General features: G+C 70.9%; 13 protein-coding genes. 11 read left to right on the forward strand and 2 right to left on the reverse strand.

Translation table 11 applies throughout. The features are described 5' to 3' along the window. Nucleotides 1-134: 134 nt before the first annotated feature. The 4 genes from infB to GL325_RS00375 are packed head-to-tail and all read left to right on the forward strand — an operon-like array spanning nt 135 to nt 5,574. Nucleotides 135-2,990 carry a translation initiation factor IF-2 gene (infB, locus tag GL325_RS00360; RefSeq protein WP_187768270.1) on the forward strand — a complete coding sequence of 952 codons (2,856 nt, stop codon included), beginning with the start codon at nt 135-137 and terminating at the stop codon, nt 2,988-2,990. A gap of 1 nt (nt 2,991) precedes the next feature. Then, the gene (gene rbfA, locus GL325_RS00365) at nt 2,992-3,432 is read left to right on the forward strand and encodes a 30S ribosome-binding factor RbfA (protein ID WP_154594737.1); all 441 of its coding nucleotides are present in this window, start codon (nt 2,992-2,994) and stop codon (nt 3,430-3,432) included. Beyond that, complete coding sequence (gene truB / locus GL325_RS00370) at nt 3,422-4,312, forward strand: tRNA pseudouridine(55) synthase TruB (protein WP_255955274.1); 891 nt, start codon at nt 3,422-3,424, stop codon at nt 4,310-4,312. The genes rbfA and truB overlap by 11 nt, the downstream gene beginning before the upstream one ends. 20 nt (nt 4,313-4,332) lie before the next feature. Next, nucleotides 4,333-5,574: a phosphatidylserine/phosphatidylglycerophosphate/cardiolipin synthase family protein gene (locus GL325_RS00375; protein ID WP_154594738.1), complete on the forward strand. Its 1,242-nt coding sequence runs from the start codon at nt 4,333-4,335 to the stop codon at nt 5,572-5,574. 1 nt (nt 5,575) lies between these two features. Here the strand turns inward: GL325_RS00375 and GL325_RS00380 are convergent, their stop codons facing one another. Beyond that, nucleotides 5,576-6,169 carry a response regulator transcription factor gene (locus tag GL325_RS00380; RefSeq protein ID WP_187768271.1) on the reverse strand — a complete coding sequence of 198 codons (594 nt, stop codon included), beginning with the start codon at nt 6,167-6,169 and terminating at the stop codon, nt 5,576-5,578. A gap of 42 nt (nt 6,170-6,211) precedes the next feature. Then, complete coding sequence (locus GL325_RS00385) at nt 6,212-6,703, reverse strand: Lrp/AsnC family transcriptional regulator (RefSeq protein ID WP_154594740.1); 492 nt, start codon at nt 6,701-6,703, stop codon at nt 6,212-6,214. A 118-nt stretch (nt 6,704-6,821) separates the two neighbouring features. Here GL325_RS00385 and hppD point away from each other — a divergent pair, with 118 nt between their 5' ends. The 7 genes from hppD (at nt 6,822) to rpsO (ending at nt 13,350) form a co-directional block, all read left to right on the forward strand. Then, complete coding sequence (hppD, locus tag GL325_RS00390) at nt 6,822-8,018, forward strand: 4-hydroxyphenylpyruvate dioxygenase (protein ID WP_154594741.1); 1,197 nt, start codon at nt 6,822-6,824, stop codon at nt 8,016-8,018. Between the two features lie 17 nt (nt 8,019-8,035). Continuing rightward, the gene (locus tag GL325_RS00395) at nt 8,036-9,214 is read left to right on the forward strand and encodes a homogentisate 1,2-dioxygenase (protein WP_187768272.1); all 1,179 of its coding nucleotides are present in this window, start codon (nt 8,036-8,038) and stop codon (nt 9,212-9,214) included. Further along, nucleotides 9,211-9,912, forward strand: a complete 702-nt coding sequence (locus GL325_RS00400) for a hypothetical protein (protein WP_187768273.1) — start codon at nt 9,211-9,213, stop codon at nt 9,910-9,912. The genes GL325_RS00395 and GL325_RS00400 overlap by 4 nt, the downstream gene beginning before the upstream one ends. Next, nucleotides 9,909-11,057 carry a fumarylacetoacetase gene (gene fahA, locus GL325_RS00405; RefSeq protein ID WP_187768274.1) on the forward strand — a complete coding sequence of 383 codons (1,149 nt, stop codon included), beginning with the start codon at nt 9,909-9,911 and terminating at the stop codon, nt 11,055-11,057. The genes GL325_RS00400 and fahA overlap by 4 nt, the downstream gene beginning before the upstream one ends. 20 nt (nt 11,058-11,077) lie before the next feature. Continuing rightward, nucleotides 11,078-11,962, forward strand: coding sequence for a phenylalanine 4-monooxygenase (locus GL325_RS00410; protein WP_154594745.1), 885 nt, complete (start codon nt 11,078-11,080; stop codon nt 11,960-11,962). A 33-nt stretch (nt 11,963-11,995) separates the two neighbouring features. Continuing rightward, nucleotides 11,996-12,928, forward strand: a complete 933-nt coding sequence (locus tag GL325_RS00415) for a bifunctional riboflavin kinase/FAD synthetase (protein WP_187768275.1) — start codon at nt 11,996-11,998, stop codon at nt 12,926-12,928. Nucleotides 12,929-13,086: 158 nt separating this feature from the next. Then, on the forward strand, nt 13,087-13,350 hold the full coding sequence (gene rpsO, locus GL325_RS00420) for a 30S ribosomal protein S15 (protein WP_187411971.1): 264 nt from the start codon (nt 13,087-13,089) through the stop codon (nt 13,348-13,350). Nucleotides 13,351-13,479: the final 129 nt, after the last annotated feature.

Raw genomic sequence — 13,479 nt, forward strand, 5'->3', positions numbered from 1 at the left:
TGGTACCGACCGGTGCCACTCGAAACGGAAATCGGAGCACACGCTCATGAGCACTCGATGAGTACTTCCCAATGAGCCTGTACGTCAACTACTGATCCGTGCCTCCTTCGGGGCCGGATCCCTGAAGGAGAAGAGTGGCTGTAAGAGTCCACGAGCTCGCCCGCGAGCTAGGTGTTGAGAGCAAGGTCGTCCTGTCCACCCTCAAGGAGATGGGCGAGTACGTGAAGTCCGCGTCCTCGACCGTCGAGGCGCCTGTCGTGCGCCGCCTCAAGGAGGAGCACGGCGACCGCCTGCGCGAGCAGGGCGCCAAGAAGTCCGCCAAGAAGGCCCCCGCCGCCCAGCCGGCCGAGGCCCCCCAGGCGAAGGAGAAGGCCCCCGCGCCGGCTCCCGCCGAGTCCACCGCCGCCGAGGTCGCCGCGCCGCCGGTCACCCCGTCGGCTCCCGCCGCGCCGAAGCCCGGCCCGGCTCCCACCCCCGGTCCCAAGGCACCCGCGCCCGCAGCTCCCGAGGCTCCGGCCCCGGAGGCTCCTGCGGCCGAGGTTCCGGCTCCTGAGGCTCCGGCCCCGGCTGCCGAGTCCACGAGTGCCCGTCCCGGCCCCGCTCCGACCCGTACCCCGGGCCCGCGTCCGGGTCCGGCTTCCACGCCGCGTCCGGGTCAGGCCGGCGGCCTGCCCACCGGCGGCCCCCGTCCCGGTCCTCGCACCCCTGCGGCGCGTCCGGGCAACAACCCGTTCTCGTCCAAGCAGGGCATGCAGCAGGACCGCGCCCCGCGGCCGCCTGCCGCACGTGAGGGTGGCGCCGGCGCCGCTCCGGCACGTCCGGGCATGCCCCGCCCGAACCCGGCCATGATGCCCAAGCAGTCGTCGGTCACCCCGGCACGTCCCGGTGGCCGTCCCGGCCCCGGCGGTCGCGCCGGTGGTCCCGGTGGTCGTCCCGGTGGCGGTGGCGGCGCAGGCCGTCCCGGCGGCGGTGCCGGTGGCGGCGCTCGTCCCGGCGGCTTCAGTGGTCCCCCCGCGGGCGGCGGTCGTCCCGGTGGACCCGGTCGCAACCAGCGCGGCGGCACCCAGGGTGCCTTCGGTCGCGCCGGTGGCCCCGTGCGTCGTGGTCGCAAGAGCAAGCGCGCGAAGCGTCAGGAATTCGACCAGATGCAGGCGCCGTCGATCGGCGGCGTGCGCGTCCGCAAGGGCGACGGCGAGGCAGTGCGCCTCGCACGTGGCGCCTCGCTGACCGACTTCGCCGACAAGATCGGCGTCGACGCGGCATCGCTCGTCCAGGTGCTGTTCCACCTCGGCGAGATGGTCACCGCGACCCAGTCGGTCAACGACGAGACGCTGCAGCTGCTCGGTGAGGAGCTGAACTACGACGTCCAGGTCGTCTCGCCCGAGGACGAGGACCGCGAGCTGCTCGAGTCCTTCTCGCTGGAGTTCGGCGAGGACGTCGGCGACGACTCCGATCTGACGGCGCGCCCGCCGGTCGTCACGGTCATGGGTCACGTCGACCACGGCAAGACGAAGCTGCTCGACGCCCTGCGTCAGGCGAACGTCGCGGCCAAGGAGGCCGGCGGCATCACGCAGTCGATCGGTGCCTACCAGGTCACCACCGAGGTCGACGGCAACGAGCGCGCGATCACCTTCATCGACACCCCGGGTCACGAGGCGTTCACCGCCATGCGAGCCCGTGGTGCCCAGGCGACCGACATCGCGATCCTCGTGGTCGCGGCCGACGACGGCGTCATGCCGCAGACGGTCGAGGCGCTCAACCACGCCAAGGCCGCCGGTGTCCCGGTCGTCGTCGCGGTCAACAAGATCGACAAGGAAGGCGCCGATCCGACCAAGGTCCGCGGCCAGCTGACCGAGTACGGTCTCGTGCCCGAGGAGTACGGCGGAGACACGATGTTCATCGACGTCTCGGCCAAGTCCGAGATCGGTCTCGACGCGCTGCTGGAGGCCATCGTGCTGACGGCGGACGCCGAGCTGGACCTGCGTGCCAACCCGAACCAGCGGGCCGAGGGTCTCGCGATCGAGGCTCACCTCGACCGCGGTCGTGGCCCCGTCGCCACCGTGCTGGTCCAGCGCGGCACGCTGCGGGTCGGCGACTCGCTCGTGGCCGGACCGGCCTTCGGTCGTGTTCGCGCAATGCTCGACGAGTTCGGTGCCAACATCGAGGAGGCGACCCCGTCGCGTCCGGCGCTCGTGCTCGGCCTGACGGCCGTGCCCGGCGCAGGTGACAACTTCATGGTGGTCGAGGACGACCGCCTGGCCCGTCAGATCGCCGAGAAGCGTGAGGCCCGTGAGCGCAACGCGCTGCTGGCCAAGCGTTCGGGTCGCCGGACCCTCGAGGACTTCATGTCCTCGCTGGAGAAGGGCGAGACCGACGAGCTGCTGCTCATCCTAAAGGGTGACGGCGCCGGCTCGGTCGAGGCGCTCGAGGACTCGCTGGCCAACATCGAGATCGGCGACGAGGTCGCACTGCGGGTCATCGACCGCGGTGTCGGCGCGATCACCGAGACCGACGTCAACCTGGCGGCTGCGTCCAACGCGGTCATCGTCGGCTACAACGTCCGCCCGCAGGGCAAGGCGACGGAGCTGGCCGACCGCGAGGGTGTCGAGATCAAGTACTACTCGGTCATCTACCAGGCCATCGACGAGATCGAGGCGGCCCTCAAGGGCATGCTCAAGCCGATCTACGAGGAGCAGCAGCTCGGTACCGCCGAGATCCGCGACATCTTCAAGTCGTCGAAGGTCAAGGGCGGCAACATCGCGGGCTGCATGGTCACCAGCGGGTCCATCCGCCGCAATGCGAAGGTTCGCATCGTGCGCGACGGCTCGGTCGTGGCCGACAACCTCGACGTCCTGTCCCTGCGCCGTGAGAAGGACGACGCGTCCGAGGTCCGCGAGGGCTTCGAGTGCGGTGTCGTGGTCTCGTACTCCGACATCAAGGTCGGCGACGTGATCGAGGCCTTCGAGCTGGTCGAGAAGAAGCGCGACTGACATGGCAGGTCCACGTCAGGCCAAGCTCTCCGACCGCATCAAGGAGATCGTGGCGACGATGCTCGAGCGGCGGGTCAAGGACCCGCGGCTCGGCTTCGTCACCATCACCGATGTGCGGCTGACCGGTGACGGTCAGCACGCCTCGATCTTCTACACGGTCATGGGCGACGAGCGCGCTCGGGCGGACACGGCGGCGGCGCTGATCAGCGCCACCGGTCTGATCCGCAAGGAGGTCGGCAGTCAGCTCGGGGTGCGGCACACGCCGTCGCTCGAGTTCTTCCTGGACTCGGTGCCCGAGACGGCGCGCGAGATCGAGGAGCTGCTGGCCAAGGCCCGCGAGTCCGACGCCCGCGTCGCCGAGCGGGCCCAGGGCGCGGCGTACGCCGGCGAGCCGGATCCGTACAAGGTGCGCGAGGACGACGAGGAGCCCGGTGACGACTGAGTCACCGGGTGGTCCGGCCAGCGGGCTCGTCGTCGTCGACAAGCCCGCTGACTGGACCTCGCACGACGTCGTCGCGCGCATCCGCCGGCTGGCCGGCACGCGCAAAGTCGGCCACGCCGGCACGCTCGATCCGATGGCCACCGGAGTCCTGGTGGTCGGGGTCAACCGTGCGACGCGGCTGCTGGGCTACGTCGCGGGCTCCGACAAGGAGTACCTCGCGACGATCGCCCTGGGCGCCACGACCGTCACCGACGACGCGCAGGGGGACGAGACCGGCACCGCCGACGCCTCGTCCCTCGGCGCGGAGGCGGTGCGCGAGGCGATGCTCCCGCTGACCGGAAAGATCGAGCAGGTGCCGTCCGCGGTGTCGGCGATCAAGGTCGACGGCAAGCGCTCCTACGCCCGGGTCCGCTCGGGCGAGCAGGTCGAGCTGGCCGCCCGCGCGGTCGAGGTCTCGACCTTCGAGCTGCTCGACTTCACACCCGGAACGAGGGCGTACGCCCAGGTCCGGGTCGAGTGCTCCAGCGGCACGTACGTGCGAGCGCTCGCGCGCGACCTCGGCGCGTCTTTGGGCGTCGGGGGACACCTCACCAGCCTGCGGCGCACCCGCGTGGGCCGCTTCGGCCTCGACCGCGCCCGCACGCTCGACGAGCTGGCGCAGTCCTTCGAGATCGTCGGCCTCAACGACGCCGCTCGCGCCTCCTTCCCGGGGGCCGAGCTCTCGGAGCAGCAGGCCCAGGCCGTCCGGTTCGGCCGGGCCCTTCCGGACCTGCAGCTGCCGCCCGGCGCCCCGGTCGCGATGTTCGCGCCCGACGGCTCCTTCCTGGCGTTGTACGAGTCCGCGGGCGCCGGGGCGCGCCCGGTCGCAGTCTTCGTCTGAGACGGCCTAGGCTGAACGCCATGCCGTTCGGATCTTCGTCTTCTCGCGGGTGGGTCCGACGTGTCCTCCTCGGCGGCCTGCTGGTCCAGGTGGGCGCCATCGTCTCGCTGATGGCGACGACCTCGATCCGCAAGCGCCTGCGTGCCAAGGGCACGCCTCCGCTGCCGCGCGTCCCCGCCGAGCACTTCCCGATCGGCGGCGGCAACGAGGTGCAGGTCTACGTCTCGGGCGAGGTGCTGTACGACGACATGCTCGCGGCGATCGCCGGGGCCCGTCGCCGCATCCTGCTGGAGTCCTACATCATCAAGGCCGACGCGATGGGCCGCCGGTTCCGCCAGGCGTTGCGCGACGCGGCCGACCGCGGCGTCGAGGTGTGCGTGATCTACGACGGGTTCGCGAACCTCGTCGTGCCGCCGCGCTTCTTCCGGTTCGGTCACGGGATCAAGATGATGCGCTACCCGATCCTGCCGCGGCGCCTGAACGTGTTCAGCCCGCGCTCGTGGGGCCGTGACCACCGCAAGATCCTCGTCGTCGACGACGCCATCGGGTTCGTGGGTGGGTACAACATCGGCAGCCTCTACGCGAACGAGTGGCGCGACACCCACGTGGCCCTCACGGGTCCGGCGGTGTGGGACCTCGAGAACGCGGTCATCGACTTCTGGAACGACAGCCTGTTCCGCACGAAGATCCGGGCCCTGACCGAGGCCACGTGGGATCCGCACGTGCGGGCCCACCGCAACGTCCCGCGCCAGCTGATCTTCCCGATCCGCGGGATGTACCTCGAGGCCATCGACCGTGCCGTGTCGACCATCGAGATCACGCAGGCGTACTTCATCCCCGACCAGGACATCCTGCAGGCGCTGATCGACGCCAGCCGGCGCGGCGTGCACGTGCGGATCCTGGTGCCGAAGGTGTCGAACCATGTCGTGGCCGACTTCATCGCCCGCAGCTACTTCGGTCCGATGCTGGAGGCCGGGATCGAGATCCTGCGCTACCGCGACCACATGGTGCACGCCAAGACCATGACGATCGACGGCGAGTGGTCGACCATCGGCACGGCCAACATCGACCGGCTGAGCCTGACCGGCAACTACGAGATCAACCTCGAGATCCTCGACGAGAAGCTGGCCCGGGGCATGAGCCGCATCTTCGAGCGCGACGCCCAGAAGGCCGAGGTGCTCGACGTCGCCACGTGGCGGTCGCGTCCCACCATCGCGCGGCTGTACGAGCGGCTGCTGCGCCCGTGGCGTCCGCTGGTCTGAGTCAGCCCGCGCGGTAGCCGATGCCGCGCACCGTGACGACTGCGTCGCTGCCGAGCTTCCTGCGCAGGTAGCCGACGTACACGTCGACGACGTTCGAGCGCAGTCCGTTCTCGTGTCCCCAGACGTGCTCGAGCAGCTGCTCGCGCGTGAGGACCTGCCCACGATGGCGCAGCAGGGTCTTGGCCAGGGCGAACTCCCGCGGTGAGAGCGCGACCTCGCGTTCGCCCACCCAGGCGCGCCGGGCCCGGGCGTCGAGCCGCAGTGCGCCGGTGGACAGGTCCTCGCCGCCGCCCGGGGACGGGTCCGTGTGCCGGAGGTGCTCCCGGACGCGGGAGACCACCTCGTGGTCGTCGGTCCCGGCAGCCAGGACGACGACCGGGAGCGCCGGTCGTTCCTCGCCCTGACGCTCGACCAGGGCGGCCCCGTGCGTCCCCGCACTGTCCGGATCGAGCACGACGAGGTCGGCCTCGTCATGGCGCGCGTCGGCGAGCCCATTGCCCCCCGAGGTCACGTGGACCTCGAATCCAGCGGCGCGCAGCGCGTCGGCGATCGAGGACGCACGTGCGCCCTGCGCCACCACCACGATCTGCCGCATACCTTCGATGGTCCACCCTGGCTGGTCGCAGCTGAAGGGGCCTCAGCGGAAAGCGGGCGCGCGCGGCGGAGGATCGGACGCTCCCCGGCGCAGCACGGGAAGGACCCGAGGGGGGACGAGCTCGGACAGCACGATCACGCTGCTGGTGCGGGCCACGGACCCGGATCCGCTGATGTGCAGCAGCGTGTCCTTGAGGTCCTCGTGGGACGTCGCGGCGATCTTGCAGACGATGTCCGCCTCACCGCTGGTGATGAAGGCCTCGAGGACGCTCGGCAGCGACATGAGCTCCTCGGTGACGGCGTCGATGGAGCCCTGGACGATCTGCAGCGTCACGAACGCCTGCACCGGGTGGCCGGCGGCCGCGAGGTCGATGTCGGGGGCGTACCCGGTGATCACGCCCGACTCCTCCAGCTTGCGCAGGCGCGACTGGACCGTCGCTCGGGCGACGCCCAGGAGTCGTGACAACTCCAGGTCACCGACCCGGGGGTGGTCGTGCATGGCCTCGATGAGCGCGACATCCAAACGGTCCACCATGGATCGAGCCTAGCAATCTGGACAGTTTCCACCCGGTTGTTGTGCGCTGAATGTCTAGCGTGGACAGTTCCGGGGGTGGAGGTTGCCCAGCGCCGACCTCAGGTGTGTCCTGAGTCACATGACTCTCGATCTCACGGACGCCGAGCGGCTCGCCCACCTCGACCTCGATCAGCTGCGCCAGCTCGTCGGCCTGGTCGAGCACGATGCCACGACGGACCCGTTCCCGGTCACCGGCTGGGACGCGCTGGTGTGGGACGTCGGCAACGCCACCCAGTCGGCCCACTTCTTCATGTCCGCCTACGGCATGGACCTCGTGGCCTACTCCGGCCCCGAGACCGGCAACCGCGACCATCACGCGTACGTCGTCGCGAGTGGCGCCGTCCGTTTCGTGCTCCGCGGTGGCGTCGCGCCCGACAGCCCTGTGATGGATCACCACCGCCTCCACGGCGACGGGGTCGTCGACGTCGCGCTCGAGGTCCCCGACGTGGACGTGTGCGTGCGCCACGCCCGCGAGCAGGGCGCGACGATCCTGCAGGAGCCGCACGACGTCACCGACGAGCACGGCACCGTGCGGATGGCGGCGATCGCCGCGTACGGCGACACGCGACACTCGCTGGTCGACCGCAGCCGGTACTCCGGCCCTTACCTGCCGGGCTTCGTGGCACGGTCGTCGACCCTGCGGCGCGACCCGGGAGCGCCTCCCATCTTCCAGGCGCTCGACCACGTGGTGGGCAACGTCGAGCTGGGCCGGATGGACGAGTGGGTCGACTTCTACCGCCGTGTCATGGGCTTCACCAACATGGCCGAGTTCGTGGGCGACGACATCGCCACCGAGTACAGCGCCCTGATGAGCAAGGTGGTCGCCAGCGGCAACCACCGGGTGAAGTTCCCGCTGAACGAGCCCGCGATCGCCAAGAAGAAGTCCCAGATCGACGAGTACCTGGAGTTCTACCGCGGTCCCGGCGTGCAGCACCTGGCCCTGGCGACGCCCGACATCGTGCAGACCGTCGACCGGCTGCGCGACGCGGGGATCGAGTTCCTCGCCACGCCCGACTCGTACTACACGGACCCGGCGCTGCGGGAGCGGATCGGCGAGGTGCGCGTGCCCATCGAGGAACTGCAGCGTCGCGGGATCCTGGTCGACCGGGACGAGGACGGCTACCTGCTGCAGATCTTCACCAAGCCGATCGGCGACCGGCCGACGGTGTTCTTCGAGCTGATCGAGCGCCACGGCTCGCTGGGCTTCGGCAAGGGCAACTTCCAGGCCTTGTTCGAGGCGATCGAGCGCGAGCAGGCGCGGCGTGGCAACTTCTAGGCCCGGGAGGCCCTGACATGGCCCACTACCGCAGCGCGGGGCTCGTTCCGCCCAAGCGTCACACCCAGCACCGGGCGGCCGACGGGTCGCTGTACCGCGAGGAGCTGATGGGGGAGGAGGGCTTCAGCTCGGACTCGTCCCTGCTCTACCACGTGGGCGTGCCGTCAGCGATCGTCGAGGCCCGGACGTGGGACCTGCCCGACCAGGCCACGGCTCCCAACGAGCCGTTGCTGCCGCGCCACCTGCGCCTGCACGACCTGTTCAGCGATGCCGAGCGTGATCTGGTCCGGGGCCGGCGCCTCGTGCTGGGCAACGCCGACGTGAGGCTCTCGTACGTGGTCGGGGAGCAGACGTCCCCGCTGTACCGCAACGCCACGGGCGACGAGTGCGTCTTCATCGAGTCGGGGCGCGGCACGCTCGAGACCGTCTTCGGGCACCTGCCGTTCGGGTCGGGGGACTACCTGATCGTCCCGCGTGCGACGACGCACCGGTGGGTCCCGGACGGTCCGGTGCGGGCGTACTGCATCGAGGCGAACAGCCACATCGGCCCTCCCAAGCGGTACCTGTCGAGGTTCGGGCAACTGCTGGAGCACGCCCCTTACTGCGAGCGCGACCTGCGTGGCCCCGGCGAGCCGGAGGTCCGCGAGGGGACGGACGTCGAGGTCTTCGTGAAGCACCGAGGCTCCGGCCCCGGCGGCCTGTCGGGGACGGTCCACGTGGTCCCGCGGCATCCGTTCGACGTCGTGGGCTGGGACGGCTGCCTCTACCCGTACGCGTTCAACGTGGCCGACTTCGAGCCGATCACCGGGCGGGTCCACCAGCCGCCGCCGGTGCACCAGGTGTTCGAGGCCACCAACTTCGTCGTCTGCAACTTCGTGCCGCGCAAGGTGGACTACCACCCGCTCGCGATCCCCGTGCCGTACTACCACTCGAACGTCGACTCCGACGAGATCATGTTCTACGTCGACGGCGACTACGAGGCGCGCAAGGGCTCCGGCATCGCCAAGGGCTCGGTCTCGGTGCACCCGGGGGGCCACTCCCACGGGCCCCAGCCGTCGTCGATCGAGGCGAGCCTGGGCGCGGAGTCCTTCGACGAGCTCGCGGTCATGGTCGACACGTTCCGCCCGCTCGAGCTGGGTGAGGGCGGCCGCGCGGCCGACGACGGCGTCTACCACCTCTCGTGGGGTCGCTCATGACGGCGACGTTCGACGGGTTCTTCGACGACGCCGCGATCTTCCCGCCGGGGAACGCCCCGGTGGACGTGGCTGTCAAGCAGCACCGGGCCCGGAGCGAGGGCCCGGTCGGCGTCCTGCTCGGGCCGCTCGTGTGCGACACGGCCCGTCTGCCCGCGTTGCTCGCGGCAGCCACGGCGTCCGTGCGGCTGTCCCTCGTGGGTGCCGTCGACGAGGTGGGCCCGGCTCTCGCGGCCACGGGCGGCACGCCGGTCGAGCCGGTGGCCATCGAGGTGCTCGGGCCGGTCGCGGCGCTGCCGGACGTGGCCGTGCGGACGACCGCGGTCGAGATGCCGTGGGGATCGGGCTTCGAGGTCCCCGCGGGCGCGGTGCTCAAGCTCCGCTGCGGGGGAGCGTACGTGCCGACGGCCGCCGAGCTGGCCGCGGCGATCGCGCACTGCGTCGCCCACGACCAGCCGTTCAAGCTGACGGCGGGGTTGCACGCGGCCGTCGCCCACGACGGCGCCCACGGCTTCGTCAACGTGATGGCGGCGGTCGTCGCGGCGATGCGCGGCGACGATCCGGAGCCGGTCCTGACGGCGGCCTCCGCCGACCTCGACCTGACGACACTGTCCGACTCGAGACGGCTGTTCCGGTCGATCGGCACGTGCGACCTCGACGAGCCGCTCGCAGGCCTGCGGGGACTGGGGCTGATCGCATGACCGGCTTCGACCTGGCGACGCTGCCGTACTGCAGCTTCACCGCCGCGGATCTCGACGGACCGCGAGTGGGTGTGGGCCTCGGTGACCGCGTCCTCGACCTGACCACCCTGGCGCAGACGCTGGTCCCGGACCAGGCGCCCGTGTTCGCCGCCGGAACGCTCGATCGCTTCCTCGCCGCGGGCCCGCAGGTGTGGGCTCGCGTGCGGGCGGCGCTGCAGGAGGCCGCCCTCGAGGCGTCGCCCACCCGGCCGGTCGGCGAGGTGCGGCTGCACCTGCCGTTCGCCGTCGCGGACTACGTCGACTTCTACGCGTCGCGGCACCACGCGACGAACGTCGGCCGGATCTTCCGTCCTGACGGGGAGCCGCTCACGCCGAACTGGGACCACCTGCCGATCGGCTACCACGGCCGGGCGGGGACGGTCGTGGTCTCGGGCACGCCCGTGCGACGACCCTCCGGGCAACTGCGCTCGGCCGACGGCACCATCGGCTTCGGCCCGAGTGCCAGGCTCGACGTCGAGGCCGAGATCGGCTTCGTGGTCGGGGCCGGCTCGGACCTCGGGCAACCGGTCGGCGTCGGGGAGTTCGAGCAGCACGTCTTCGGGATCTGCGTCGTCAACGACTGGTCGGCACGCGACATCCAGGCGTGGGAGTACGTGCCGCTCGGTCCGTTCCTGGGCAAGTCCTTCGCGACGTCGGTCTCGCCGTGGGTCGTGCCGTGGGCCGCGCTCACCGACGCACGGACCGATCCACCGCCCCCGCACGTCGAGCTGCAGGACTATCTGAGCCCACCGGGCCAGGGTCTCGACCTGGAGCTGACGGTCGCGGTCAACGGCACGGTGGTGTCGCGGCCGCCGTTCGCCACGATGTCGTGGACGCCGGCTCAGATGCTCGCGCACCTGACGGTGAACGGGGCGTCCCTGCGCCCGGGCGACCTCTTCGCGTCGGGCACCGTCAGCGGTCCGGAGCCCGGACAACGAGGCTCCTTGCTGGAGCTGACCTGGAACGGCACCGAGCCGGTGACGTTGGACGACGGGAGCACCCGGGGGTTCCTGCAGGACGGCGACACCGTGACCATCTCCGCCGCGGCCAGGACGCACGACGGCCGGTTGCTGCCCCTGGGCGAGGTCGAAGGACGCGTGGTCTGAGGACCGCGGGAAGGAGTGACATGTTCGAGGAAGGCCAGTACTTCGCGCCCCTCACGAAGAAGGGCGACGGCAGCGTCTCGGTCGAGCTGAGTGCGGGGCACCCGGGATTGGAGGACCCCACGTACCGCGAGCGCCGCGACCGGATCGCCACGGCCGCGGCCCGGTGGACCTCGGGGGACCCGCCGCCGCTCATCGACTACACCGACGCCGAGCACGAGGTGTGGCGGGTGGTCTGCGAGGACCTGCGCGACAAGCACCGGCACTACGCGTGCCGGGAGTACCTCGACGGCAAGGAGGCGTTCGGGCTGCCCGAGGACCACGTCCCCCAGCTGGCCGAGCTCTCGGCGGCTCTGGCGCCGTTGACCGGGTTCGCCTACCAGCCCGCCGCGGGCCTGGTGCCGCTGCGTGAGTTCTACGGCGCCCTGGCGGACCACCGGTTCTGGGCGACGCAGTACGTCCGGCACCACTCGGTTCCGCTCTACACGCCCGAGCCCGACGTCCTCCACGAGGTGGTCGGCCACGGCAACACCCTGGCCGACACCCGGTTCACCCAGCTGTACGAGGCGGCCGGGGCGGCGGTGCGACGCGTCGAGTCCGACGAGGCGCTGCAGTTCGTCAGCAAGGTCTTCTGGTTCACCCTCGAGTTCGGTGTGGTCCACGAGCCCGACGGGCTCAAGGCGTACGGCGCCGGCATCTTGTCCAGCCCCGGCGAGATCGAGGAGTTCCGCCAGATGACCATCCGGCCGCTCGACCTGGTCGAGATGGGGACGACCGACTACGACATCACGCACTACCAGGAGGTGCTGTTCGCGGCCGGGTCCTTCGGCCAGCTCCAGGACGTCGTCGGAGGCTTCTGGGACACCTGCACCGACGACTCGATCGAGGCGATGAGGCTCGCTGCCTGAAGCCGCCGGCGACGGGTGTGGCACAGTGTCGCCGTGGTGATCTGGAAGGCGGTCGAGGGTGCTCCCGCCACGGCTGTGCCCGGACCGAGCGCCGTCACGATCGGCAACTTCGACGGGGTGCACCTCGGACACCAGTCGCTCCTCGCGGCCACGCGCGCGGCCGCGGGCGAGGCTCAGACCGTCGCGATCACCTTCGATCCGCACCCGGTCGCGATCTTCGCCCCCGAGCGCGCGCCGAAGCGCCTGACCACCCTCGAGCGCCGCATCGAGCTGTTGCACCAGCACGGCGCCGACCACGTGCGCGTCCTGGACTTCACCGCCGAGATGGCCTCGTGGTCGCCGGACGAGTTCGTGGGCGCGGTCGTCCTGGACCAGTGCCATGCGCGCGCGGTCGTGGTGGGGGAGGGCTTCCGGTACGGCAGCCGCGCCTCCGGGTCGATCGAGACGCTGCAGGAGTCCGGCCGCCGACACGGGTTCACCGCCGCGGAGGCCGCGCTGGCCGGCGACGGTGTGGCCTTCTCGTCGACCCGCGCCCGCGATGCGGTCGCCTCCGGCGACATGGGGCGGGCCGCCGAGATCCTGGGCCGGCCGCACGAGGTGGAGGGGACCGTCGTCACGGGGGACCGGCGGGGACGCGAGCTCGGCTTCCCGACCGCGAACGTCCCGGTGGACGACTCCTACGCCGTGCCGCCGGACGGCGTGTACGCCGCGTGGCTCGTCCTGTCCGACGGCACGCGGCTGCCGGCCGCCACGTCGATCGGCACCAATCCGACCTTCGACGGGGTCACCGGACGACGGGTCGAGTCGTACGTCCTGGACCGTGACGACCTCGACCTCTACGGGCAGTCGGTCCGCGTCGAGTTCGTCGCCCGGCTGCGCGAGATGGTGGCCTACGAGTCGCTCGATGCGCTCGTCGAGCAGATGCACCGCGACGTCGCGGACGCGCGGTCCGTGCTGCACCCCTGAGCCTGCGTGGCGATTAGGAACGTTCACCGCGGCGCTGATACCCTGAGAGTTGCCGTAGAACGGCCACGGACCCAGAGTGCCCCGGTGAACAGGCCCGGGCGCGCCGTGCAACGGACATCCCAAGGAGAAACGTGTCGAAGAAGACCGCTGCCCCCACGGTGGCAAACCTTTCGAAGCAGGAAATCATCGAGCAGTACGCCACGGGCGAGGGCGACACCGGTTCCCCGGAGGTCCAGATCGCGCTGCTGACGGGCCGCATCGCTCACCTGACCGAGCACCTGAAGGAGCACAAGCACGACCACCACAGCCGTCGTGGCCTGCTGCTCCTGGTCGGCCAGCGTCGCCGCCTGCTGAACTACCTGCAGAACAACGACATCGAGCGCTACCGCTCGCTCATCGAGCGACTGGGCCTGCGCCGCTGATGCGACGGGCGGTCATCCCCTCGGGGGTGGCCGCCCGTTCCTCAATGCGACACCATCACAACTGAACAAGAATCACCCACGACGAGGTCGGCGATTGCTCGGTCCTCGGTAGTGGCCCTCGGAGCCCTC

This window comes from Aeromicrobium sp. 636, from assembly GCF_024433585.1.
GTDB classification, from domain to species: Bacteria; Actinomycetota; Actinomycetes; order Propionibacteriales; family Nocardioidaceae; genus Aeromicrobium; species Aeromicrobium senzhongii.

Coding starts and splice junctions, on each gene's coding strand:
- GL325_RS00395 (WP_187768272.1), top strand. CDS start 8,036: ATGGCCCACTACCGCAGCGCGGGGCTCGTTCCGCCCAAGCGTCACACC.
- GL325_RS00400 (WP_187768273.1), top strand. CDS start 9,211: ATGACGGCGACGTTCGACGGGTTCTTCGACGACGCCGCGATCTTCCCG.
- fahA (WP_187768274.1), top strand. CDS start 9,909: ATGACCGGCTTCGACCTGGCGACGCTGCCGTACTGCAGCTTCACCGCC.
- GL325_RS00375 (WP_154594738.1), top strand. CDS start 4,333: ATGCCGTTCGGATCTTCGTCTTCTCGCGGGTGGGTCCGACGTGTCCTC.
- hppD (WP_154594741.1), top strand. CDS start 6,822: ATGACTCTCGATCTCACGGACGCCGAGCGGCTCGCCCACCTCGACCTC.
- GL325_RS00380 (WP_187768271.1), bottom strand. CDS start 6,169: ATGCGGCAGATCGTGGTGGTGGCGCAGGGCGCACGTGCGTCCTCGATC.
- rbfA (WP_154594737.1), top strand. CDS start 2,992: ATGGCAGGTCCACGTCAGGCCAAGCTCTCCGACCGCATCAAGGAGATC.
- GL325_RS00410 (WP_154594745.1), top strand. CDS start 11,078: ATGTTCGAGGAAGGCCAGTACTTCGCGCCCCTCACGAAGAAGGGCGAC.
- GL325_RS00385 (WP_154594740.1), bottom strand. CDS start 6,703: ATGGTGGACCGTTTGGATGTCGCGCTCATCGAGGCCATGCACGACCAC.